The following is a 22476-nucleotide window of genomic DNA, read 5'->3' on the forward strand; positions in this document are numbered from 1 at the left end:
CCGTCATTCTCCGGCTCCGCTCGCCCCGGAGGCCCGGTGCACCTGGTCGAGGACGCCGGGCAGCGCCTGGAGGAACGCGTCCGTGTCGTCGTCGCCGACGATCAGCGGGGGCGCGAGCCGTACCGTGTCGGGCACGGCGGCGTTGACCAGGAACCCGGCATCCTGAGCCGCCTTCTGGATCTGCGCTGAGAGCGGCTCGGTGAGCACGATACCCAGCAGCAGGCCCGAACCGCGCACATGATCGACCAACGGGTGTCGCAGCGCCTCGACGCCCTGCCGCAGCTTCTCGCCCTGCCGCTTGACGTGGTCGAGCAGGCCGTCGGCCGCGATCGTGTCGAGGACGGCGAGCGCGGCGGCGCAGGCGACCGGATTGCCGCCGAAGGTGGTGCCGTGGGCGCCGGGCGTCATCAGCTCCGCGGCCGGGCCGAAGGCGAGGGCGGCGCCGATCGGCAGGCCCGCGCCGAGCCCCTTGGCCAGGGTCACCACGTCCGGCTCGACACCCTGTGCCTGGCACTCGAACCAGTGGCCGGTCCTGCCGATGCCGGTCTGCACCTCGTCGAGCACCAGCAGCGTGCCGGTGGCCGCGGTGATCTCGCGGGCGGCGGCGAGGTAGCCGGGCGGCGGCACGACCACACCGTTCTCGCCCTGGATCGGCTCGATGATCACCAGCGCGGTGTCGGTGGTGACGGCCGCCCGCAGCGCGTCCGCGTCGCCGTACGGCACGTGCGTGACGTCGCCGGGCAGCGGCTCGAACGCCTCGCGCTTCTTGGGCTGGCCGGTCAGCGCGAGCGAGCCCATCGTGCGGCCGTGGAAGGCGCCGTTCGTGGCGACCATGTGCCGACGCCCCGTCAACCGGCCGATCTTGAAGGCCGCTTCGTTGGCCTCGGCGCCGGAGTTGGCGAAGAAGACCCGGCCGGGGCGGCCGGAGAGCTGGAGCAGCCGCTCGGCGAGCGCGACGGGCGGTTCGGCGACGAAGAGGTTGGACACATGGCCGAGCGAGGAGATCTGCCGGGTCACCGCCTCGACGACCGCGGGGTGCGCGGTGCCGAGGGAGTTGACCGCGATGCCGCCGAGGAAGTCGACGTACTCCTTGCCGTCGGCGTCCCAGAATCTGGCGCCCGCGCCGCGGACCAGCGGGATGCGCGGGGTGCCGTAGTTGTCCATGAGCGAGCCCTGCCAGCGCTGGGTCAGTCCCTCGTTGCCGCTCACCGCGCTTCTCCTTCTCCCTGGTCGGATACGGTGCCCGCGGCCGGTGCGCCGGCCGCGTCGGTGACGTCGTCCGGCACGACCATCGTGCCGATGCCCTCGTCGGTGAAGATCTCCAGCAGGATCGAGTGCTGGACCCGGCCGTCGATGACGCGGGCGGTGTTCACGCCGTTGCGCACGGCGAACAGGCAGCCCCGCATCTTGGGGACCATGCCGCTGGACAGGTCGGGCAGCAGCTTCTCCAGCTCCGTCGCGGTCAGGCGGCTGATGACGTCGTCGCTGTTCGGCCAGTCCTCGTACAGGCCCTCGACGTCGGTGAGGACCATCAGCGTCTCGGCGCCCAGCGCGGCGGCCAGGGCGGCGGCGGCCGTGTCGGCGTTGACGTTGTAGACGTGGTGGTCGTCGGCGGAGCGCGCGACGGAGGAGACGACCGGGATACGGCCGTCAGCCAGCAGCGCCTCGATCGCGCCGGTGTCGATGGCGGTGATCTCGCCGACCCGGCCGATGTCGACCAACTCGCCGTCGATACGCGGGCGGTGGCGGGTGGCGGTGATGGTGTGGGCGTCCTCGCCGGTCATGCCGACGGCCAACGGGCCGTGCTGGTTGAGCAGTCCGACCAGCTCGCGCTGGACCTGGCCCGCCAGCACCATCCGGACCACGTCCATCGCCTCGGGCGTGGTCACCCGCAGCCCGGCCTTGAACTCGCTGACCAGGCCGTGCCGGTCGAGCTGCGCGTTGATCTGCGGGCCGCCGCCGTGCACGACGACCGGCTTGAGGCCCGCCTGCCGCAGAAAGACCACGTCCTGCGCGAAGGCGGCCTTCAACTCCTCGTCCACCATGGCGTTTCCGCCGAATTTGATGACGACGACCCTGCCGTTGTGGCGGGTCAGCCACGGCAGCGCCTCGATGAGGATCTGGGCCTTGGGCAGCGCCGTGTGCTTGCGCGCGGTGGGCCGGCCCTCCGGCTTCGCGGCTCCGGGGTTCCCATCGTCGGTCATGAGCTGTACGCGCTGTTCTCGTGGACGTAGTCGGCGGTGAGGTCGTTCGCCCAGATCACCGCGGACTCCGTACCGGCCGCGAGGTCCGCCGTGACGACCACCTCGCGGAACCGCATGTCGACCAGGTCGCGGTCCTCGCCGACCGAGCCGTTCCTGCACACCCACACGCCGTTGATGGCGACATTGAGCCGGTCGGGCTCGAAGGCGGCCGAGGTCGTGCCGATCGCGGACAGCACACGGCCCCAGTTGGGGTCCTCGCCGTGGATCGCGCACTTGAGGAGGTTGTTACGGGCGATGGAGCGGCCCACCTCGACGGCGTCGTCCTCGGAGGCCGCGTTGACGACCTCGATCCTGATGTCCTTCGAGGCGCCCTCGGCGTCGCCGATGAGCTGGCGGGCGAGGTCGCCGCAGACCGCGCGGACCGCCTCGGCGAACTCCTCGTGCTCCGGGGCGATTCCGGACGCCCCCGAGGCCAGCAGCAGCACGGTGTCGTTGGTCGACATGCAGCCGTCGGAGTCGATCCGGTCGAAGGTCAGCCGGGTGGCGGCGCGCAGCGCCGTGTCCAGGGCGGGGGCTTCCACGTCGGCGTCCGTGGTGAGGACGACCAGCATGGTGGCCAGGCCCGGCGCGAGCATGCCCGCGCCCTTGGCCATGCCGCCGACGGTCCAGCCCGCGCCGCCCGCGACGGCCGTCTTGTGCACGGTGTCGGTGGTCTTGATGGCGATGGCGGCCTTCTCGCCGCCGTACTCGGACAGTTCGGCCGCGGCCTTCTCGACTCCCGGCAGCAGCTTGTCCATCGGGAGCGGCAGACCGATCAGGCCGGTCGAGGCGACCGCGATCTCGCCCGCGCCGTGGTCCTCGGCGCCGAGGACCTCGGCGACCTTCTCCGCGGTCGCGTGCGTGTCCTGGAAGCCCTGCGGGCCCGTACAGGCGTTGGCGCCACCGGAGTTGAGGACCACGGCGGCGACCGCGCCGCCCTTGACGACCTGCTCCGACCAGAGCACCGGCGCGGCCTTCACGCGGTTGGAGGTGAAGACGCCCGCGGCGGCGCGGCGCGGTCCGGTGTTGACCACGAGGGCCAGGTCCGGGTTGCCGTTCTCCTTGATCCCGGCGGCGATCCCCGCCGCCGTGAATCCCTTGGCTGCCGTGACACTCACTGCTTCTCCTCGTTCCCTTCTCCGCCCGCTCGGCACGAACCCGCGCCGATCGTCGTTGCCTGCCGCCCGGCGGCCTCGCGTGCGTCGGTCACCGGTTCTCCTCGTTCCCTTCTCCGCCCGCCCGGCACAGAGCCGCGCCGATCGTCGCCGTCCACCACTCCGCGGCCCAGTGCGTCACGGTGCGACTCCGATGGTGGAGAGTCCTGTCGCCTCGGGGAGTCCCAGGGCGATGTTCATGCTCTGCACCGCGCCGCCCGCGGTGCCCTTGGTCAGGTTGTCGATGGCGCTGATCGCGATCAGGCGGTGGGTGCTCTCGTCGTACGCGATCTGGATCTGGACGGCGTTCGAGCCGTAGACGGCGGCGGTCGCGGGCCACTGCCCCTCGGGGAGCAGGTGCACGAACGGCTCGTCGGCGAGGGCCTTCTCGTACGCCGCCCGCAGGTCGTGGCCGGTGACGCCGGGGCGGGCCTTGGCGCTGCACGTGGCGAGGATGCCGCGCGGCATGGGGGCGAGGGTGGGCGTGAAGGACACACTGACCCGCTCGCCGGCCGCCGCGCTGAGGTTCTGGATCATCTCCGGCGTGTGCCGGTGGCCGCCGCCGACTCCGTACGGGCTCATCGAGCCCATCACCTCGGAGCCGAGCAGATGCGGCTTGGCCGCCTTGCCCGCGCCCGAGGTGCCGGAGGCCGCGGTGATGACGGCCTCCGGCTCGACCAGCGCGGCGGCGTAGGCGGGGAACAGCGCGAGCGAGACCGCCGTCGGGTAGCAGCCGGGCACCGCGACGCGCTTGGACCCCTCCAACGCGGCGCGGGCGCCCGGCAGTTCAGGCAGCCCGTACGGCCAGGTCCCGGCGTGCGGGCTGCCGTAGAACCTCTCCCAGTCGGCGGCGTCGGTCAGCCGGAAGTCGGCGCCCATGTCGACGATCAGCACCTCGTCGCCGAGCTGCGCCGCGACCGCGGCGGACTGGCCGTGCGGCAGCGCGAGGAAGACCACGTCGTGTCCCGCCAGCACCTCCGCCGTGGTCGGCTCCAGCACCCGTCCGGCCAGCGGCAGCAGGTGCGGCTGAAGCGCGCCGAGCCGCTGCCCGGCGTTGGAGTTCCCGGTCACCGCCCCGATCTCGACCTCGGGGTGCCCCGCGAGCAGGCGCAGCACCTCCCCGCCCGCGTACCCGCTGCCCCCGGCCACCGCTGCCCGCACCACCATCGAACCCTCCTCGTCGATGGCATGACTATACGTTTCAACGCAGTATTATGCAAAGATCCCGTCGCCCCGCCTACCGGCACTTCCCCCGTTGCTAGGCTGCGCGCATGCCGAACCTGGGGCCCGTCGTCTGGCCGCCCGAGCCGATCAGGACCGCGAGGCTCGTACTGCGCGGGTCCGAGGCGCGTGACCGGGCGGCGTTCATCGAGTTGCTGGCGTCGCCGGAGGTGCATACCTACCTCGGCGGCCCCCGGCGGCGTGCCGAGCTGGAGCGCGAGCTGCCCGAGGTGCCCGAGCAGTGGCCGGGAAGCTTCGTCGTGGAGCTGGACGGCGCGATGATCGGCCAGCTCCTGCTCAGGCGAGCGGCGGAGAGCCACCGCCCGGCCGCCCGGGGGAAGGCCGATCTCGGCTATCTGTTCCTGCCGCGGGCGTGGGGCCTCGGGTACGCCGCCGAGGCGTGCGCGGCGGCGCTCGACTGGTTCGACGGCGTCCTGCCCGGCGAGCCGGTGATCCTGGCCACCCAGAGCGCCAACCTCGCCTCGGTGCGCCTCGCGGCCAAGCTCGGGTTCACCGAGGTGGAGCGGTTCCACGCCTGGGACGCCGAGCAGTGGCTGGGCCTGCGCCCGCCGCTCCCGGCATCCGCGTAGGACCGAGGGCCCCGGTCGCAGCGGCCGAGCCGTACGTCGGCGCGGCCCTCGGCGGAGTCAGAGGGCGCGCAGGGCGGGCAGGAGCGTCTTCTGCGACCAGTCGAGGAAGGGCTCCTGGTGGTCGCCGCCGATCTGGATCAGGGCGATCTCGGTGAAGCCCGCCTCAATGTAGGACGCGACCGCTTCGGCGAACACGTCGGGGTCGCTGCCGCAGGGAATGGCCTCGGCGATGTCCTCGGGGCGCACGTGCCCGTTGGCTCCGGCGAAGGCCGTCGGATTCGGCAGTTCCGCATTCACCGGCCAGGGCCCCACGGACCAGCGGAACTGCTCGTGGGCCCGGGCGACGGCGGCGTCGGTGTCCGGGTCGTAGCAGACCGGGAGCTGGCCGACCCTCGGCTTTCCCGTACCGCCGTGCGCGTCGAAGGCGTCGAGCAGTTCGCTCTTCGGCTCCGTGGCGATTACCAGATCGGCCAGCCGGCCCGCGAGCGAGCAGGAGCGCTCGCCCGAGACCGCGATGCCGAGGGGCGGCGGGGTGTCCGGGAGGTCCCACAGCTTGGCGTTGTCCACCTCGAAGTGGGCGCCCCGGTGGTTCACGACATCGCCCGCGAGCAGGGCGCGGATGATCCCGACCGCCTCTTCCAGCATCTCGACCCTGGTCCGCGCGGAGGGCCACCCACCGCCGACCACGTGCTCGTTGAGCTGCTCACCCGAGCCCAGCCCGAGCCGGAAGCGCCCCTCGGACAGCAACTGCATCGTCGCGGCCTTCTGCGCGATCACCGCCGGGTGGTACCGCTTGGTCGGGCAGGTCACGTAGGTCATGAGCGGGATGCGGTACGTAGCCTGGGCCGCGGCTCCCAGCACGCTCCAGGCGTACGGGGAGTGCCCCTGGGAATCGAGCCAGGGGAAGTAGTGGTCCGAGGTCACGGAGAAGTCGAATCCGGCCCGCTCGGCGCCGACCACATGGTCCACGAGCGCGCGAGGGCCCGCCTGCTCCGTCATCATCGTGTATCCGAATTGCACCATGCGAGGCGTTTAGCCGATCTTCGCGGCCGGGAAACCTCCCGCTCGGCTGAGGGGGCGGTGCGGGGGTAGGCGTAACGGACGGGCAGGAGGGGGACCGGTCCCCCGGTCAGGACACGTCGCGATCACACACGGGCAGGTGGCTTCAGGATGACAAGCGGGACCGGCGGCAGTGCCGCACCCGGCAGGGACGAGACACCGGAGCAGCGCGCCGACCGGCAGTGGGGCGAGCTGCTCCAGGAACTGCGGGTCGTCCAGACCGGTGTGCAGATCCTCTTCGGCTTCCTGCTGACGGTCCCGTTCCAGCAGCGCTTTGCGCATCTGTCCGACGGCGAGCGCACGCTGTACATCGTGACCGTGATGCTGGGCGCGGCGACGACGGGCGCCCTGGTGGGGCCCGTCTCGCTGCACCGGATGCTGACGGGACAGCGGTTGAAGCCCGAGACGGTCGCGTGGGCGTCGCGTCTGACCGTGGTGGGTCTCGTCCTGCTCGTGTGCACGATGGCCACGGCCCTGCTCCTCGTCCTGCGTGTCGCCGGTGGCGCGACGGTCGCGATCCCGATAGTGGCGGGAATGGTCGTATGGTTCGGCCTCGCCTGGCTCGTCCTCCCCGCGGTGGCGCGACACCGCGCCCTGTCGGCGGACGGGTCCGACTGACCTCGACGTTCCCGCAAAGGGAGCAGGACACGGAAAGAAGCGAGACATGACAGAGTCAGAGCCCACCGGCAGTGAGACGGGGCGCGCCGACGGAGCGGTGCTGTTCGACGTCGACGGCACCCTGATGGACACCGTCTATCTGCACACCGTCGCCTGGTGGGAGGCCCTGAGCCAGCACGGCCACCGGGTCGGCACGGCCCGTATCCACCGGCTGATCGGGATGGGCAGTGACCATCTGCTGGACGCGCTGCTCGGCGAGGACCGCGACCACGGCGAGGACGACACGATCAGCGCCGCTCACGACACCCTCTACGCCCAGTACTGGTCCCGGCTGGTGCCGCTGCCCGGGGCTTCCGACCTGCTCAGGGCCTGCGCGGCGCGCGGCTGGCAGGTCGTGCTCGCCTCGTCCGCGAAGGGCGAGGAGGCCGACGTGATGCTCCGCGCCCTCGACGCCGATGAGGCGATCACCGCCGTGACCACCTCCGACGATGTGTCCTCCAGCAAACCCGCCCCCGACCTCGTACGGCAGGCGCTGGAGAAGGCGGGGGTCCCGGCCGGGCGCGCGGTTTTCGTCGGCGACGCCGCCTGGGACGCGCAGGCGGCCTCCAAGGCGGGCGTGCGCTGCCTCGGCGTGCTCACCGGCGGCTGGACGCGCCAGGAGTTGAGCGAAGCGGGAGCCGAAACCGTCTACGAATCCGTCGCGGACCTGCTCACCCACCTGGACGACAGCGTCCTCGCCACGCCACCCCGATGACCGGCCGCCGGGCCGGCGTACGCGTGGCGTCACGACGCCGTCGCGGAAAGTTTCCCGCTCTCGGGCCCCCGTCACACGTGTCAATCATGTGACGCGGGTACGCGGACAGTAGGGAATTGTCACTTCTATGGGTGATTGTTCCGTTTCGACCGCTCCCGAAAGGAACGACGACATGAAAGCGCTGGTCTACAACGGCCCTTACGACGTCTCCGTCGAGGATGCGCCGGACGCGCGGATCGAGCAGCCCAACGACGCGCTGGTCCGGATCACCACCACCAACATCTGCGGCTCCGACCTGCACATGTACGAGGGCCGCACGACCGTCGAGCGGGGCAAGATCCTCGGCCACGAGAACATGGGCATCGTCGAGGACACCGGGCCCGCGGTGACCCGGATCAAGCCCGGCGACCGGGTGTCGGTGCCGTTCAACATCGCCTGCGGAAGCTGTCGCAACTGCGTGAACGGCTGGACCGCCTTCTGTCAGCGCGTCAACCCCACCGAGGGCATGGACGGCGCCGCGTACGGCTACGCCAACATGGGCCCGTACGACGGCGGCCAGGCCGAACTGCTCCGCGTGCCGTACGCCGACTTCAACCTGCTCGAACTGCCCGCGGGTGACGAGCACGAGGCCAAGTTCACGATGCTCTCCGACATCTTCCCCACCGGCTGGCACGGCACCGAACTCGCCGGCCAGCGCGCCGGGGACAGCGTCGCCGTCTTCGGCGCGGGACCCGTCGGACTGCTCGCCGCGCACAGCGCCCTGATCCGCGGCGCGTCCCAGGTCTTCGTCGTCGACCGGCAGGCCGACCGCCTCGCCCTGGCCGAGTCCATCGGCGCCACCCCCGTCGACTTCTCCGAGGCCGACCCCGTGGAGCAGATCCTGGACGCCACCGACGGGCGCGGCACGGACTGCGGCGTCGAAGCCGTCGGCTACCAGGCGCACGACCCGTCCGGCCAGGAGCACCCGGAACTCGTCCTGGACAACCTGGTCAAGGCCGTCCGTACCACCGGCGGCATCGGTGTGGTCGGCGTCTACATGCCCGAGGACCCGGAAGCCGCCGAGGAGGGCGCCAAGCACGGCCGGATCGCCTTCGACTACGGCACCTTCTTCACCAAGGGTCAGCACATGGGCACCGGCCAGTGCCCCGTCCTGCGCTACAACCGCGCCCTGCGCGATCTGATCGTCACCGGCCGGGCCGACCCGTCCTTCCTGGTCTCCCACGAACTCCCGCTGGACGAAGCCCCCGACGCCTACCGGCACTTCGACAAGCGCGACGACGGCTGGACGAAGGTCCTGCTCCACCCCTGACGCAAGGCGGCGAAGGCGGCCCGACGCGACCATGGGCCGGGGATGACCGGAGCTTGACCCGGCGGGCAGCATGGAGGGATCGGGGCGGGCAAGGAGCCCGACGTGATGAGAACCGGTGCGGTGGCCCTGACCCTGCTCGTGGCCGTCGCGGCGGCGGTCGCCGCCGTGGCGGTCGGCCCCTGGTGGTGGACGGCTGCCGCCGTCCTGGCCCTGCTGGGGCTGCTCGGCCTGTACGACCTGACGCAGCGCCGCCACTCGGTGCTGCGCAACTACCCGGTGATCGGCCATGCCCGCTACCTGCTGGAGAAGATCCGCCCGGAGCTCCAGCAGTACTTCGTCGAGCGGAATTTCGACGGCCGCCCGTTCGACCGCGACACCCGCAGCATCGTCTACGAACGCGCCAAGGGCACCGCGGCCGAGGAGCCGTACGGCACCGAACTCGACGTCTACCGCTCGGGCCACGAGTTCCTGGTGCCGTCGATGGCGCCGCGGCCCGTGCCGGACGATCCGCCGCGGGTGCGGATCGGCGGTCCCGACTGCGCCAAGCCGTACGACATGGCGCTGCTGAACGTGTCGGCGATGAGTTTCGGCTCGCTGTCGGCCCAGGCGGTCCTGGCGCTCAACAAGGGCGCGGCGGACGGTGGTTTCGCGCACGACACCGGTGAAGGGGGCCTGTCGGAGTACCACCTGCGGCACGGCGGCGACCTGGTCTGGGAGATCGGCACCGGCTACTTCGGCTGCCGCACCGACGACGGCGACTTCGACGCCGGGGAGTTCGCCGACAAGGCCGCCCACGACAGCGTCAAGTGCGTGTCGCTGAAGCTGTCCCAGGGCGCCAAGCCCGGTATCGGCGGCGTCCTGCCGGGGGCCAAGGTCAACGCCGAGATCGCCCGGGTGCGGGACGTCCCGCAGGGCGAGACCGTCGTGTCCCCGCCGTACCACCGGGTCTTCGGCACGCCCCGTGAGCTGATCCGGTTCATCGCCCGGATGCGGGAGCTGTCGGGGGGCAAGCCCGCGGGCTTCAAGCTGTGCGTCGGTTCGCGCCGCCAGTTCCTGGCCGTCTGCAAGGCGATGGTCGAGGAGGGCACCGCGCCGGACTTCATCATCGTGGACGGCGCCGAGGGCGGTACCGGCGCGGCGCCGCTGGAATTCGCCGACCACGTCGGCACCCCGCTCACCGAGGGCCTGACCACCGTGCACAACGCGCTGGTCGGCGCCGGTCTGCGGGACCGGGTCAGGATCGGCGCGAGCGGCAAGATCGCCACCGGCAGCGACCTCGTCAAGCGCATGGTCCAGGGCGCGGACTACGGCAACGCCGCCCGCGCCATGATGTTCGCCGTCGGGTGCATCCAGGCGCAGCGCTGCCACACCAACACCTGCCCCGTCGGCGTCACGACCCAGGACCCGCGGCGGGCCCGCGCCCTGGACGTCGGCGACAAGTCCGTCCGGGTGCGCAGGCTCCAGGAGTCCACCGTCGCCAGCGCTCTTCAGATCATGGCGTCGATGGGCGTCACCGATCCGGCGCAGCTGCGCCCGCACATGCTGCGCCAGCGTGTCGACCCCTACACCGTCCGCTCCTATGACGAACTGTACGAGTGGCTGGCTCCCGGTCAGCTGCTCGCCGAACCGCCCGCCTCGTGGGCCGCCGACTGGGCCGCCGCCGACCCCGACCGCTTCACCGTCTGAGCCGTACCGCTGTGCGCACCGGCTGCCCCGCGCACCGCGCCGCACCCCCGAAGCGCGCACCGCCACACCGCCCCACCGCCACACCGCCCCACCGCCTGAGCTGGAGGAATCATGGCCCGTACCGTTGCCCGCGTCATCGTGGACGCCCTGGCCGAACTGAACGTACGCCAGGTCTTCGGCGTCGTCGGCGACGCCCTCAACCCCCTGACCGACGCGATCCGCACCACCGAGGGCGTGGAGTGGGTGGGCTGTCGGCACGAGGAGGCGGCGGCCTTCGCCGCGAGCGCGCAGTCCCAGCTCACCGGCGGCCTCGGCGTCTGCATGGGCACGGTCGGCCCCGGCTCGGTGCACCTGCTCAACGGCCTGTACGACGCGGCCAAGAGCCACACCCCGGTGCTGGCCATCGCCGGTCAAGTGCCGCTGTCCGAGCTGGGCAGCGACTACTTCCAGGAAGTCGACAACGACGCGCTCTTCAGCGATGTGGCGGTCTTCCGGGCCACCGTCACCTCGCCGGAGCAGATGCCGCTGCTGCTGGAGACCGCGGTCCGCACCGCCCTGGGACGCAAGGGCGTCGCCGTGCTGTCGGTCCCCGGCGACATCGGGGAGAAGGAACTGTCCACGGACCGGCCGGCCCGTTTCTCGCTCACCACGCCGAGCACCCGGCCGGACGAGGACGCCGTCCGCGCCGCCGCCGATCTGCTGGACCGGGCCGAGCGCGTCACCCTGCTGGTCGGCCGCGGCGCCCGGGGCGCCCGCGACCAGGTCATGGCCCTCGCCGACCGGCTGGCGGCGCCGATGGTGCTCACGTTGAAGGCCAAGGAGGGCTTCGAGGGCGACAACCCGTTCCAGGTCGGACAGACCGGTCTGATCGGCAACCCCGCGGCGGCCTCCGCACTCCAGGACGCCGACACCCTCCTGCTGCTGGGCACCGACTTCCCTTACCGCGACTGGTATCCCGAGGGCCGCACCGTGGTCCAGGTCGACACCGAGCCCACCCACATCGGCCGCCGCGTCCCGGTCGAGATCGGCCTCGTCGGCGAGGTCGGCGCGACCGTACGGGACCTGCTAGTCCAGTTGGACGCCGCACCGTCCGCGTCGGCGAAGGCCCGTGACCGCAAGCACCTGGACCAGGCCGTGGAGCGCTTCGCGTCCTGGCGGGAGGGGCAGGCCCGGCTGGCGGCCCCCGACCACGACAAGGGACTGATCGGCCGCGTCCGCTCCGCCCTGGACAACCGCGAGCACGGCATCCGTCCCGAGGCGCTCGCGGCGGCGGTCGACCGCCACGCCGCCGACGACGCGGTGTTCACCTCCGATACGGGCATGGCCACCGTGTGGCTGTCGCGTTTCGTGGAGATGCGCGGCGACCGCCGCCTCCTGGGCTCGTACAACCTCGGCTCGATGGCCAACGCCATGCCGCACGCGCTGGGCGCGCAGATGCTGGACCGGGGCAGGCAGGTCGTGGCGTTCTGCGGCGACGGCGGACTGAGCATGCTGCTCGGCGACCTCATGACGCTCAAGACGTACGACCTGCCGGTCACCCTCGTCGTCTTCGACAACCGCCGGCTGGGCATGGTCAAACTGGAGCAGGAGCAGTCGGGGCTGCCGGAGTTCGGCACCGTCCTGGACAACCCCGACTTCGCGGCGGTCGCGACCGCCTTGGGCCTGACGGGTATCCGGGTCACCGACCCCGACGAGTTGGACGACGCCGTCCGCACCGCGCTGGCCGCGCCGGGCCCGGTGCTCCTGGACGTCCTCACCAACCCGGACGAGATCGCCGTTCCCGCCAAGCCCACCGTCGAGCAGGGCTGGGGCTTCGCCGTCGCCAAGATGAAGGAGATCGTCCGGAGCTCCGGCGACAACTCGCACTGAGGGCACCGGCGTTGCGCGGTCGGGGGCATCGGGGCATCGGGGCATCGGGGCATCGAGCCGTCAGACCGTCGAACCGTGTGCCGTAAGCGCCGTCGTGCCGTCGAGCCGTCGAGCCGTCGTCCCAAGTAGCCTCCCGCGTGAGATCTTTGAGGTGTCGCCCGGCCGACTCCGGCCCGGCCGACGTGGAGATGGGGGAACATGATCGCTCTGGTACTGATCGGCGTGCTGGTGGTCGTCGTCGGCGGGTGCGCGTGCGTGGTGTGGGCGAGTCGCGGCGGGCCCCGCTGGGTGCGCGCGGTGGCGTCGGTGACCCTCGCCGCCGGTGAACTGCTGCGCGGCTCCGAGCGCAACCGGCGACAGCGGGAGCGCCGACGCCTGAACCGGTCCGGCAGCGGCAGCGACTGACGGCGGTCGCCGCTGGGTTGGCGGCGTCACCTCACCGCCGCACCGGCCTTGGAGCAGCGCATGTCGTCGTTGGACGAGCTTGAAGCTGTTCTGAGCGCGGCGCGGTCAGGACTTGGTGGCGCGGAGGATCACGAATTTGGGGTCGGAGGCGACGATGTCGCAGGTGCCGAAGAGGCGGCGCAGGCGGAGGTGGTAGCCGAGGTGGCGGTTGCCGATCACCCAGAGTTCGCCGCCGGGGCGCAGGACGGTACGGGCGGCGGTGAACATCCGGCGGGCCGTGATGTCGGTGGTGGCCTGGTGGGAGTGGAAGGGCGGGTTGAGGAGGACGAGGTCGGCGCTCTCGGCCGGGACCCCGGTCAGGCCGTCGGCGACCAGGAACTCCGCCTTGGTCGCGGGGTCGGCGTTGGCGCGGAAGGTGGCCTCGGCCGAGGCGACCGCCTGGTGCGACTCGTCGGCGAACAGCACGGCGGACTCGGGGTTGGCGAGCGCGGCGGCCGTCCCGACGACGCCGTTGCCGCAGCCGAGGTCGACCACGCGGTCCGGGCCGTGCCGGACGGGGAGGTGCTGGAGCAGGAAGCGGGTGCCGATGTCGAGCCGTTCCGCGCAGAAGATGCCCGCGTGGTTGGTCACCGTACGGCCGGAGACCGCGCCGATGCCGTCCGGCAGCGCGTAGGTGATCGGCCAGGGGCTGGCGGTACGGGTCCGGCCCGCGGCCGGGGCGCAGAAGATCAGCCGCGCCTTCTTCTCGGCCAGTGACGTACGCGTCGGTCCGAGGATCCGCTCGAAGAGGTTGAGCGTCGAGGTGTGGATCTCGGTGGTCATGCCGGTGCCGACCACGACGGTGCCCTCGTGCACGGCGGGCGCGAGGCGGTGGAGCTGGTCCTCCAGCAGCGCGAGGCTCTTGGGGACCCTGATCAGCAGGACGTCCACGCGGTCCGGCGGGGTGTCGCGGGTGGACAGCAGCCGGACGCCGTCGGCCTCCTCCGGCGCGTTGCGCAGCAGATTCGCGCGGGTCGCCTCCTGGGCCAGGAAGGAGTCCGAGATCTGGGTGGGGCGGTGCGCGGCCAGCGCGGTGGTCAGCGCGCCCCAGCGGTCACCGACCACGACGACGGTCCCCGACAGGTCCACGGACCCGGCCGCCGTACGCCCGCCGGCCGCGCCGTCCGCCTGCGCGGCGGGACGGGAACCGGCGCGGGCGTCGCCCGGCGGATCGGCCCGCTGACCGGTGCGGGTGTCGCCTCGCGCGTCGGCCCGCGGGTCCGCCCGAGCGTCGGCTCTCGTGTCGGCTCGGGTGTCCGCGAGATGCCGGAGCGCGTACGCGTCGGCGGCGTCCCAGGCCCGCAGTTGGTCGCGCGGGTCCTGCGGGAAGCGAGTGAGGTCGAGGTCACCCCAGGGCGTCGTGAATCGGATCATGGTGCTCACAGGCTAACCGCTACGCCACCACTGAGCGGTCGGCCGGTGGCCGTGAGGCGTCGGACGGGGGTCGGGCCACCCCCCTCGGGGCCCCCTTCAGCCCCCCTCGGGACCCCCTTCAGGCCCCCCTCGGAGCCGCTTACGCGGGGGTTTCACCGAGCTGGCGGGGCACGGCTCCTTCACCGCCGCGGGCCGGGCGCTGGGCTCCACGCGGGCAAGGAGCGGGACCCGGAGGCATGTCCAGCCCCCGGGCCCCTCGAAGTGCCGCCCCGTGCACACACCGGCGCACTTGAGGCCGCGGGTCAATCTGATGTCGACTCGTTCTACCGTTGAACTACCGGCCCGTGAAAGAGGACCAGACAGGATTCGAACCTGCACCTGACGACCTTGCCCGCGGCCGATCGATCCGGTGATCGGCGGCGACTGCTGAGTCTGGAGCGAGAGTCTGAGATTGATCGCGGTCTGCCTCTGCCATTTGGGCTACCCCCGCGAGTGGTGCGGGGCGAGGGACTCGAACCCCCACTGGAACCGCGTCGTTCACGACAAACTTCAGCTTCAGCTTTGCGCTCCTGGCGCACCCTCCGCGCTCCGGCGGAGGGGATCTAGGGGGGTCACTGCGCGAACAGGAACCCGAACACGGCCTCGCCGACGCGCCGGTCGGTGACCTCCGTGCCGTTGGCCTCCTCGCGGGCGAACTTCACCGCCTGCTGCAACTTCTCGACCCGGTCCAGCAGTTCGTTCACCCGGCGGGCGGGGAGCGCGCCGGAGAACTTCACCGTGGTCCAGTAACCGACCGCCACGTCCTCGTAGTACACCTCGACCTGGGCCGGGTGCTTCTCGGTGGCCTCGGCCTTCACGTGGTTGCGCGGGACCTTCTTGGTGCGGATCGTCCGTACCGGCTCGGTCTTCCAGGCGTCCGTGGAGGCGTCCAGATTCCAGCCCTCGGCCGCGTCCAGCACCGGCAGCTTGCGCACGAAGGTGTTGAGGTCGGTGAGCTGCTTCTCCAGGAAGAGCAGATACGACACGGGCACGTCGCTGACGACGGTGCGGCCGTCGACCGTGACATCGGCGCGCGCCTCGCAGTTGGCCCAGTCCTTGGTGGCGGTCACGTCGAAGAGCCGGGTGAGCGCCGCGGCGGTGTCCCGCAGCACATTCTCGGCCTTGACCTGCACCCGGGTGGACTCGGGCGGCAATTGCTCGCCCTCCTCGTCCTTCGGCTGATAGCTCCGCGAGATCCCGGAAAGCAACGCGGGCTTCTGCAAGTCGTGATGAGCGGTCGTCAGTTCCTGCTGCGCCTTGGACTTGACGCCCTTCTCGACCGCGATGATCTGATTGAGTTTCGCCACACACAGACCGTAACAGCGCGCCGACCACGCGTTCGACCGGTTTTCGCGGCGCCGGGCTTCGAATGTCCCGCCCGGCCGCCGACTCCGGAACCCCACGCCTCACTTCCGCCGCGACCCGACGCCGACTCCCCCGCAGGTAACCGCACATTATGGACGAAGTCCCGTTGAGAGCTTGGTCGTTACCGGCGCGCACGCCTCGGGCGTCTGGTACTGTCACGACCGCCAGTCAGCCATAGGTCGGTCTTCAACGACGGATCTGACTGATGACACGGGGTAGGAATCAGAGCTCGGCGCAGTGCTTCCCGGGGATCCACGGGCCGAGCGATGTGAATTCGCAATAGATTTTTGAGTGTCGTTGCCGCGATCGACCGCGCCCGAATACGGGGGTGCGCCGTCCGATCGCGACAACGTCTATTGGTCGCTGCCGGCTGGAGGTTCAGCCGTGGGCGAGATTGAGATCGGGGGCGATCTTGCGAAGGCCGAATCATTTCACCGAGCTTGTGCTGCGTCATGCCGCTGAACTGCCGGACAAGGACGCGTACTTCTTCCTGCCCGGCAGCGCGCCGGGCGCCGAGGCACAGCGGCTGACCTACGCGGCGCTGGACGCCGAGGCCAAGCGGATCGCCTCCTGGTTACAGGAACACGGCGCCGTCGCAGGACAGGTGCTCCTGCTCTACCCCTCGGGCCTGGACTTCGTCGCGGCCTTCGTCGGCTGCCTCTACGCGGGTTCGGTCGCGGTGCCGGCGCCGCTTCCCGGGGACCAGGGCAACCAGGCCGCCCGGCTCACCGGCATCGTGCGCGACGCCGAGGTCCGCGCGGTGCTCACCGACTCCGCCAACGAAGCCGCCGTCAGCGCCTGGCTGCGCGAGTCGGGCGTGACCGACGTCGCCGTCCTGGCCAGTGACGACCCCGCCCAGGGCGACGCGCGGGCGTGGACCAGTCCTCAACTCACCGCCGATTCGCTGGCGTTCCTCCAGTACACCTCCGGCTCCACCAGCGAGCCCAAGGGTGTGATGGTCTCCCACGGGAACCTGATGGCCAATCAACTCGCCATCCGGCACGTCCTCGGCACCCACCAGGACAGCCGCATGGGGTGCTGGCTGCCCGCGTACCACGACATGGGCCTGATCGGGCACATACTCCACTCGCTGTACGTCGGCGGCTCGACCGCGCTGATGTCCCCGGTCTCCTTCCTCATGCGGCCGGTGCGCTGGTTGCAGATGATCAGCGAGTACGGCGTCGCCGTGAGCGGCAGCCCCAACTTCGGCTACGACCTGTGCCTGCGCCGGGTCACCGACGAGCAGTTGGCCACCTTGGACCTGAGCAAGTGGCAGCACGCCTCCAACGGGGCCGAGCCGATCAGGGCGGAGACGGTGCGCGCGTTCACCGAGCGCTTCGCGCCCGCGGGCTTCCGGCCCGAGTCCGTCAGCCCCTGCTACGGCATGGCCGAGACCACACTGCTGATCTCCGGCGTGCGGGCGGACCAGAACCCCGTCTTCCGTACCGTGGACGCGGCGGCCCTGGAGCAGGGGCGGCTGCGCGACGCACCGCGGGGCGGCGGCACCCGCGACCTGGTCGGCAGCGGCGTGGTCGACCCGGCCGACTTCAGTGTGAAGATCGTCGATCCGGACGAGCGCTGCGAGCAGCCCGAGGGCGGCGTCGGCGAGATCTGGGTCAAGGGCGCCAGCGTGTCCTCCGGGTACTGGAAGCGTCCCGACACCAACGCCGAGATCTTCGACGCCGCGATCGTGTCGGCGGCGGGCTCGGACCCGGGCTGGCTGCGCACCGGCGACCTCGGCGTCCTGGACGCGGGGCAGCTCTACGTGACCGGCCGCCTGAAGGAAATGATCCTGATCAACGGGCGGAACATCTACCCGCACGACGTCGAGCGCGAGGTGCAGTCCCTGCACCCGGCCTTCCGCGGCGGCGCCGGAGCGGCGTTCTCGGTGGACGACGGCGAGGAACACCTCGTGCTGGTGCAGGAGTTCCGCCGCGGCGCCGCGCAGGACCCGGCGGAGCTGTGCGCCGAGGTACGCGCCCACGTCCGCCGTGAATTCCAGGCCAGTTGCAGTGTGCTGCTGGTCCGCCCGGCCACGGTGCGCAAGACCACCAGCGGCAAGATCCAGCGCACTTTGATGCGGTCGCTGCTGCTGGAGGACCGGCTGGGCGCGGTCCACCAGGATCTCGACAAACAGGTGGCCAACCTCGTGGCCGGGCCACTGGTCACCTCGGCGGGCTGAGCCGTGGACCACACACCTCACCGCCTCGCCGAGCGGCTGGAATGGGATCTCGGCGATCCGAGGGAGCCGGGCACGCTCTTCAGCCATGCCCGCAGTCTGGAGCTGGACGAGCGCGAGGAGTTCCCCGCCGCGCTCTGCGACCTGCTGGACGAACTCGGCCTGCACGAGTTCTACGTCCCCGCCGCCTACGGCGGCCGCCTGACGGACTACGAGCAGCTGGTGCAGCTCATGCGCACGGTGGCGCGCCGCGACCTGACGGTGGCGATCGCGCACGGCAAGACGTATCTGGGCGCGGTGTGCGTCTGGGTGAACGGCTCGGCGGAGCAGTCCCGTCGGCTCGGTGCGGCCATCGCCTCCCGGCTGCCGGTCGCTCTCGCGCTGACCGAGCGCGCCCACGGCAGTGACCTGCTGGCGGGCGAGGTCGTCGCGGAGCCGTCCACCGGGACGTCGGCCGCCGGTACCGCATCCACCGGGACACCGGCCGCCGGTACCGCGCCCACCGGTTCGCCCACCGGGGCGCCTGCCGCGGACTATCTGCTCAGCGGCGAGAAGTGGCTGATCAACAACGCCACGCGCGGCGCCCTGCTGTCCGTGCTCTGCCGTACCGATCCGGCGGGCGGCCCCCGTGGCTACTCCGTCCTGCTGGTGGACAAGCGCGACATGCCCGCCGACGCCTACCGGCACCTGGACAAGGTGCGTACGCACGGCATCCGCGGCGCGGACATCTCCGGGATCGCCTTCGACCGGGCCCGGGTCCCCGCCGACGCCGTGGTCGGCGAGGTCGGGGGCGGCCTGGAGACGGTGCTCAAGGCGCTTCAGTTGACGCGCACCATGTGCGCGGCGCTCTCCCTGGGCGCCGCCGACCACGCGCTCGCGCTCGGTCTCGACTTCGCCGCCGAACGCGGCCTGTACGGCCGGGCGTTGATCGAACTGCCGCAGGCGCGCAGGACCCTGGCGGAGAGCGCCGCCGACGTGCTGGCCGACGAGGCGCTGACGCTGGTCGTGGCCCGCGCGGTGCAGACCCTCCCGGCGGAGCTCTCGGTCGTCTCGGCGGTCACCAAGTACCTGGTGCCGACCCGTACCGAGGCGGTCGTCACCGCGCTGACCCGACTGCTCGGCGCCCGCGCCTTCCTCAAGGATGTCTACGCGGGCGGCCGGTTCCAGAAGGTGGACAGGGACCACCGGATCGTCGGCCTCTTCGACGGCAACACCCTGGTCAACCTCAACTCGCTGATCAGCCAGTTCCGTTTGCTGGTGCGGGCCCACGAGCGCGGTACCGGGGACGCGCCGGGAGCGGTCAGCGCCTTCCGCCTGTCCGCGCCGCTGCCCGCCGTCGCCGTCGACCGGCTCTCGCTGATCGCCCGCCACGGCAGCGGTGTCCTGGCCGCGCTGCCCGACTGCGTCGAGGAGTTGCGCGGCCTCGCCGCGCGCGATCGCGCGGTCGAGCCCGCCCTGCGCGCCGCGCGGCGGCTGCTGACCGTCGTGGACGAGGTGCACGCGGAGATGGCCGGGTTCCAGGACGCGCAGACCGAGACGCCGCCGGCGGCCTTCGAGGCCGCCCGGCGCTTCGCGCTGTGCTTCGCCGCGGCGGCCTGCGTCGGCCTGTGGACGCACAGCCACATCGAGGCGGAGACGGGCGCGACGGCGCCCCTGTGGCGGGACGCCCTGTGGCTGCGGGCCGCCCTCGCCCGGCTGCTCACCGCGCTCGGCGTGCCCGACGCGGCGGACCCCGAGGCGCTGGACGACGTGCTCGACGCGGCGGGCGCCCTGCACGCGCAGGGACGGCTGGTCTCGCTGCTGCCGTTGTCGCTGCGCCCGGACGGCCCCGCGCGGGAGGCCGACCGGACCGCCGCGACCGGCCACGCGCCGACACCGGCACCCCCTTCGGCGGCGGCAGTGGGGAGCGCGACATGACGGACGGTCAGGAAGCGCGCGTGGCGGCCCGGGTCGCCGAACTCAACGCCGCCTTCGGCGATCCCGCCGACCCGGCAAACCCGGTCGGCAACGCAAGGCTGTTGGAGGCCGACGAGGCCGGTGAGCTGTCCGCGGACGGCGAGAAGCTGCTGGACGCGTTCGGCCTCAACGCCGAGTTCGTGCCCACGGCGCTCGGCGGCCGGCTGGAGCGGATCGACTCGCTGGCACGCGTCCTGCGCGAGGTGTTCCGGCGGGACGTGGCACTCGGACTCGGCTACGGCGTCACGTCGTTCATGGCCGCGGTCAACGTGTGGACCGAGGGCGACGCACGGCAGCGGGCCCGGCTGGCGGAGATCCTGCTGGGCGGCGGCCGGGTCTCCGTGGCGTACCACGAACTCGCGCACGGCAACGACTTCCTGCGCAACGAGTTCGAGGCGCGGGTGCGGCCCGACGGCTCGTTCGTCCTGCACGGCGCCAAGCAGGTCATCAACAACGCCGAACGGGCCCAGGCATGGCTGCTGTTCAGCCGCACCGACCCGGCGCCGGGGCCGCGCAGCCACTCGGTGCTGATGGTCGAGCGCGCCGAGGTGGCGCCCGAGCGGCTGACCGTACTGCCCCGCTACGGCACCGTCGGCGTACGCGGCTGCCTGCTGTCCGGCCTGGACTTCGACCGGGCACCGGTCCCGGAACACGCGCTCGTCGGGCAGTTGGGGCACGGCGCCGACGTGGCCCTGCGCTCTTTCCAGCTCACCCGCGGCGCGCTGCCGGGAATGGCGCTGGGCGCGGCGGACACGGCGCTGCGCACGGTGGTGTCCTTCGCGCGGGGACGGCACCTCTACAAGCGGACGGTGGCCGAGATACCGCAGGCGCGGGCCACGCTCGGCGGCGCGTTCCTGGACCTGCTCATCAGCGACTGCCTCTGCCTGGTCGGGACCCGCGCCGTGCACCTCCTGCCGGACGAGGCGAGCGTCTACGCCTCGGCGGTGAAGTATCTGGTGCCGACACTGCTGGGCGAGGCCGTCCACGGTCTCTCGGTCGTGCTGGGCGCCCGGTTCTACCTGCGCGACGGGGAGTTCGGCGTCTTCCAGAAGCACCTGAGGGACCTGCCGGTGCTCAGCCTGGGCCACGCGGGCGCGGCGGCGTGCCAGGCGACGATCATCCCGCAGTTGCCGCGCCTGGCCCGGCGTTCCTGGTTCAGGACGGAACCTGCCCCCGACGCCCTGTTCGACCCGCGCGCCGATCTGCCGGGGATTCCGTTCGACCGGCTCGCCCTGACCGGCGACCGGGACGGCCTGAGCGCGTCGCTGGTCGCGGCCGCGGACACGGCGCCGGACGGCACCCCGCACGAGGCGGCCGTGCGCGCGCTGGCGCTGCACCTCACCGACGAACTGCGCCTGATCCAGGCGGAGAGCCTCGCGCTCGCGCCGCTGGACCGTACGGCGCTGGCCTCGCCCGCGAGTTTCGCGCTGTCGGACCGCTACGCGGTGGTGCTGGCGGGTGCCGCGGTGCTCGGCGTGTGGCACGGGGCACGGGCGCGGGGCGGGGATTCCTTCCTCGCCGACCCGGCGTGGGCCGCCGCGGCCCTGGACCGCCTCGTCCGGCGACTGGGCCGCCGTCCCGCCGAGCCGCCGCCCGACTGCGCCGGGCGGGTGTGGGAGGAGTTGCTGCGCCGCCACACCGAGCGCCGCGGTTTCGATCTCTACGACACCGCCCTGGCCGGTTGACGGCGCCCGCCGCCCCGTACCAAGAACCCCTACTCGGATCTGGAGGAACCCGTGACCGACACGACTACCGGCAGTTCGGCGCCCCGCCCCGACAGCACACCGCGGCCGCACACGGCCGAGTCGCTGGCCGGGTGGCTGGTCGGCCACGTCGCCGCCTACACCCGGCTGTCCGCCGACGAGATCGATCCGACGGCGCCGCTGACCGACTACGGCCTCGACTCCGTGGCGGCGCTCAGCCTCTGCGGTGACATCGAGGACGAGTTCGACCTGGTCGTCGAGCCCACGGTGGCGTGGGACCACAGGACCGTGGACGCGCTCGTGGCGTACCTGCTCGACGCACTCGGGCCGCGGTCGGAACCGGCCTGACGGAACGCACCGGCCGCCGCCCACGCGAACCCGGCGGTCGACCTTCCGCCCGGCCCCGGCGGCCGTCCGCCCGCACCAGCCGTCGTCCGCCCGCACACCAGCCGTCATCCGCTCGAACCCCCGCCTTCCGACCGCCGGACGCTCCGGCCCGGAGGGTCCCCCCTCCCCCGCAGATGCCGACCGAACCAAAGGAAAAACGAGAATGCACCTCAGCCCCAGCCCGTCGTGGCCGCAGATCGTGCTCGCGGTACTGCTGGCCTCCGATGTCCTGATGTCGCTGCGCCCGCCGAAGTTCATCCAGGTCTGCCTCGACGGAGTCAACCTGCCGCGGGACTGGTGGTGGGTGCTGATCGTCGTCAAGACCCTCGCCATCGTGGGCCTGTTGGTGGGTATCAAGCACGACGGCATCGGCTTCGCCGCGAACGTCGGCGTGATCGTCTACTTCCTGTGCGCGTCCTTCGCGCACATCCGGGCGCGCTTCCTGAAGCAGGAGTTCTGGGTCAACTGCCTCGGGTTCCTGGCCATCGCCGTCGCCGCCTTCATCGTCTCGTTCGCGGTCTGAGGA

19 protein-coding genes are annotated in these 22476 nt (G+C 71.9%); 12 read left to right on the plus strand and 7 right to left on the minus strand.

Going from position 1 to position 22476, the window contains the following annotated elements; genetic code table 11:
- Positions 1-3: 3 nt before the first annotated feature.
- The 4 genes from ABZX65_RS00385 to argC all read right to left on the minus strand — a co-directional run bounded on the left by ABZX65_RS00385 (position 4) and on the right by argC (position 4564).
- Positions 4-1209 carry an acetylornithine transaminase gene (locus ABZX65_RS00385; protein WP_355332646.1) on the minus strand — a complete coding sequence of 402 codons (1206 nt, stop codon included), beginning with the start codon at positions 1207-1209 and terminating at the stop codon, positions 4-6.
- Positions 1206-2204 (minus strand): acetylglutamate kinase, encoded by a 999-nt coding sequence (argB, locus tag ABZX65_RS00390; RefSeq protein WP_355332649.1) that lies wholly within the window; start codon positions 2202-2204, stop codon positions 1206-1208. Before argB ends, ABZX65_RS00385 begins: the two co-directional genes overlap by 4 nt.
- Positions 2201-3361, minus strand: coding sequence for a bifunctional glutamate N-acetyltransferase/amino-acid acetyltransferase ArgJ (gene argJ, locus ABZX65_RS00395; RefSeq protein WP_355332652.1), 1161 nt, complete (start codon positions 3359-3361; stop codon positions 2201-2203). The genes argB and argJ overlap by 4 nt, the downstream gene beginning before the upstream one ends.
- A gap of 174 nt (positions 3362-3535) precedes the next feature.
- Entirely contained in the window at positions 3536-4564 is a 1029-nt protein-coding gene (argC, locus tag ABZX65_RS00400) for an N-acetyl-gamma-glutamyl-phosphate reductase (protein WP_355332655.1), read from the minus strand.
- Between the two features lie 104 nt (positions 4565-4668).
- On the opposite strand from argC, the gene ABZX65_RS00405 reads away from it, so the two are divergent.
- The gene (locus ABZX65_RS00405; protein WP_355332658.1) at positions 4669-5208 is read left to right on the plus strand and encodes a GNAT family N-acetyltransferase; all 540 of its coding nucleotides are present in this window, start codon (positions 4669-4671) and stop codon (positions 5206-5208) included.
- A gap of 57 nt (positions 5209-5265) precedes the next feature.
- Here ABZX65_RS00405 and ABZX65_RS00410 read toward each other — a convergent pair whose 3' ends face one another.
- Positions 5266-6231 (minus strand): LLM class F420-dependent oxidoreductase, encoded by a 966-nt coding sequence (locus ABZX65_RS00410; protein WP_355332661.1) that lies wholly within the window; start codon positions 6229-6231, stop codon positions 5266-5268.
- Between the two features lie 147 nt (positions 6232-6378).
- Between ABZX65_RS00410 and ABZX65_RS00415 the strand changes: the two genes are divergently transcribed.
- The 6 genes from ABZX65_RS00415 (at position 6379) to ABZX65_RS00440 (ending at position 12908) form a co-directional block, all read left to right on the plus strand.
- The gene (locus ABZX65_RS00415) at positions 6379-6885 is read left to right on the plus strand and encodes a DUF6328 family protein (RefSeq protein WP_355332664.1); all 507 of its coding nucleotides are present in this window, start codon (positions 6379-6381) and stop codon (positions 6883-6885) included.
- A 46-nt stretch (positions 6886-6931) separates the two neighbouring features.
- Positions 6932-7639 carry an HAD family hydrolase gene (locus ABZX65_RS00420; RefSeq protein ID WP_355332667.1) on the plus strand — a complete coding sequence of 236 codons (708 nt, stop codon included), beginning with the start codon at positions 6932-6934 and terminating at the stop codon, positions 7637-7639.
- A 172-nt stretch (positions 7640-7811) separates the two neighbouring features.
- Entirely contained in the window at positions 7812-8948 is a 1137-nt protein-coding gene (locus ABZX65_RS00425) for a glutathione-independent formaldehyde dehydrogenase (RefSeq protein ID WP_355332670.1), read from the plus strand.
- Positions 8949-9053: 105 nt separating this feature from the next.
- Complete coding sequence (locus ABZX65_RS00430; protein ID WP_355333559.1) at positions 9054-10634, plus strand: FMN-binding glutamate synthase family protein; 1581 nt, start codon at positions 9054-9056, stop codon at positions 10632-10634.
- A 111-nt stretch (positions 10635-10745) separates the two neighbouring features.
- Positions 10746-12503 carry a thiamine pyrophosphate-dependent enzyme gene (locus ABZX65_RS00435; RefSeq protein WP_355332673.1) on the plus strand — a complete coding sequence of 586 codons (1758 nt, stop codon included), beginning with the start codon at positions 10746-10748 and terminating at the stop codon, positions 12501-12503.
- 198 nt (positions 12504-12701) lie between these two features.
- On the plus strand, positions 12702-12908 hold the full coding sequence (locus ABZX65_RS00440; RefSeq protein WP_355332676.1) for a hypothetical protein: 207 nt from the start codon (positions 12702-12704) through the stop codon (positions 12906-12908).
- A 105-nt stretch (positions 12909-13013) separates the two neighbouring features.
- On the opposite strand, the gene ABZX65_RS00445 is transcribed toward ABZX65_RS00440, so the two are convergent.
- A complete protein-coding gene (locus ABZX65_RS00445; RefSeq protein WP_355332678.1) occupies positions 13014-14321 on the minus strand; it encodes a methyltransferase in 1308 nt (435 codons plus the stop codon).
- Between the two features lie 611 nt (positions 14322-14932).
- Positions 14933-15667 carry a hypothetical protein gene (locus tag ABZX65_RS00450; RefSeq protein ID WP_355332681.1) on the minus strand — a complete coding sequence of 245 codons (735 nt, stop codon included), beginning with the start codon at positions 15665-15667 and terminating at the stop codon, positions 14933-14935.
- Positions 15668-16167: 500 nt separating this feature from the next.
- Between ABZX65_RS00450 and ABZX65_RS00455 the strand changes: the two genes are divergently transcribed.
- From ABZX65_RS00455 to ABZX65_RS00475, 5 genes are all read left to right on the plus strand, one after another.
- Positions 16168-17907, plus strand: a complete 1740-nt coding sequence (locus ABZX65_RS00455; protein ID WP_355332683.1) for a fatty acyl-AMP ligase — start codon at positions 16168-16170, stop codon at positions 17905-17907.
- 3 nt (positions 17908-17910) lie between these two features.
- Complete coding sequence (locus ABZX65_RS00460; protein WP_355332686.1) at positions 17911-19821, plus strand: acyl-CoA dehydrogenase family protein; 1911 nt, start codon at positions 17911-17913, stop codon at positions 19819-19821.
- The gene (locus ABZX65_RS00465; RefSeq protein ID WP_355332688.1) at positions 19818-21545 is read left to right on the plus strand and encodes an acyl-CoA dehydrogenase; all 1728 of its coding nucleotides are present in this window, start codon (positions 19818-19820) and stop codon (positions 21543-21545) included. The genes ABZX65_RS00460 and ABZX65_RS00465 overlap by 4 nt, the downstream gene beginning before the upstream one ends.
- A 51-nt stretch (positions 21546-21596) precedes the next feature.
- Positions 21597-21911: an acyl carrier protein gene (locus ABZX65_RS00470; RefSeq protein WP_188280097.1), complete on the plus strand. Its 315-nt coding sequence runs from the start codon at positions 21597-21599 to the stop codon at positions 21909-21911.
- A 202-nt stretch (positions 21912-22113) separates the two neighbouring features.
- Positions 22114-22473 carry a DoxX family protein gene (locus ABZX65_RS00475; protein ID WP_188280096.1) on the plus strand — a complete coding sequence of 120 codons (360 nt, stop codon included), beginning with the start codon at positions 22114-22116 and terminating at the stop codon, positions 22471-22473.
- The last annotated feature ends 3 nt before the right edge of the window (positions 22474-22476 follow it).

This window comes from Streptomyces sp. NPDC003300, from assembly GCF_040610915.1.
Classification (GTDB): Bacteria; Actinomycetota; Actinomycetes; order Streptomycetales; family Streptomycetaceae; genus Actinacidiphila.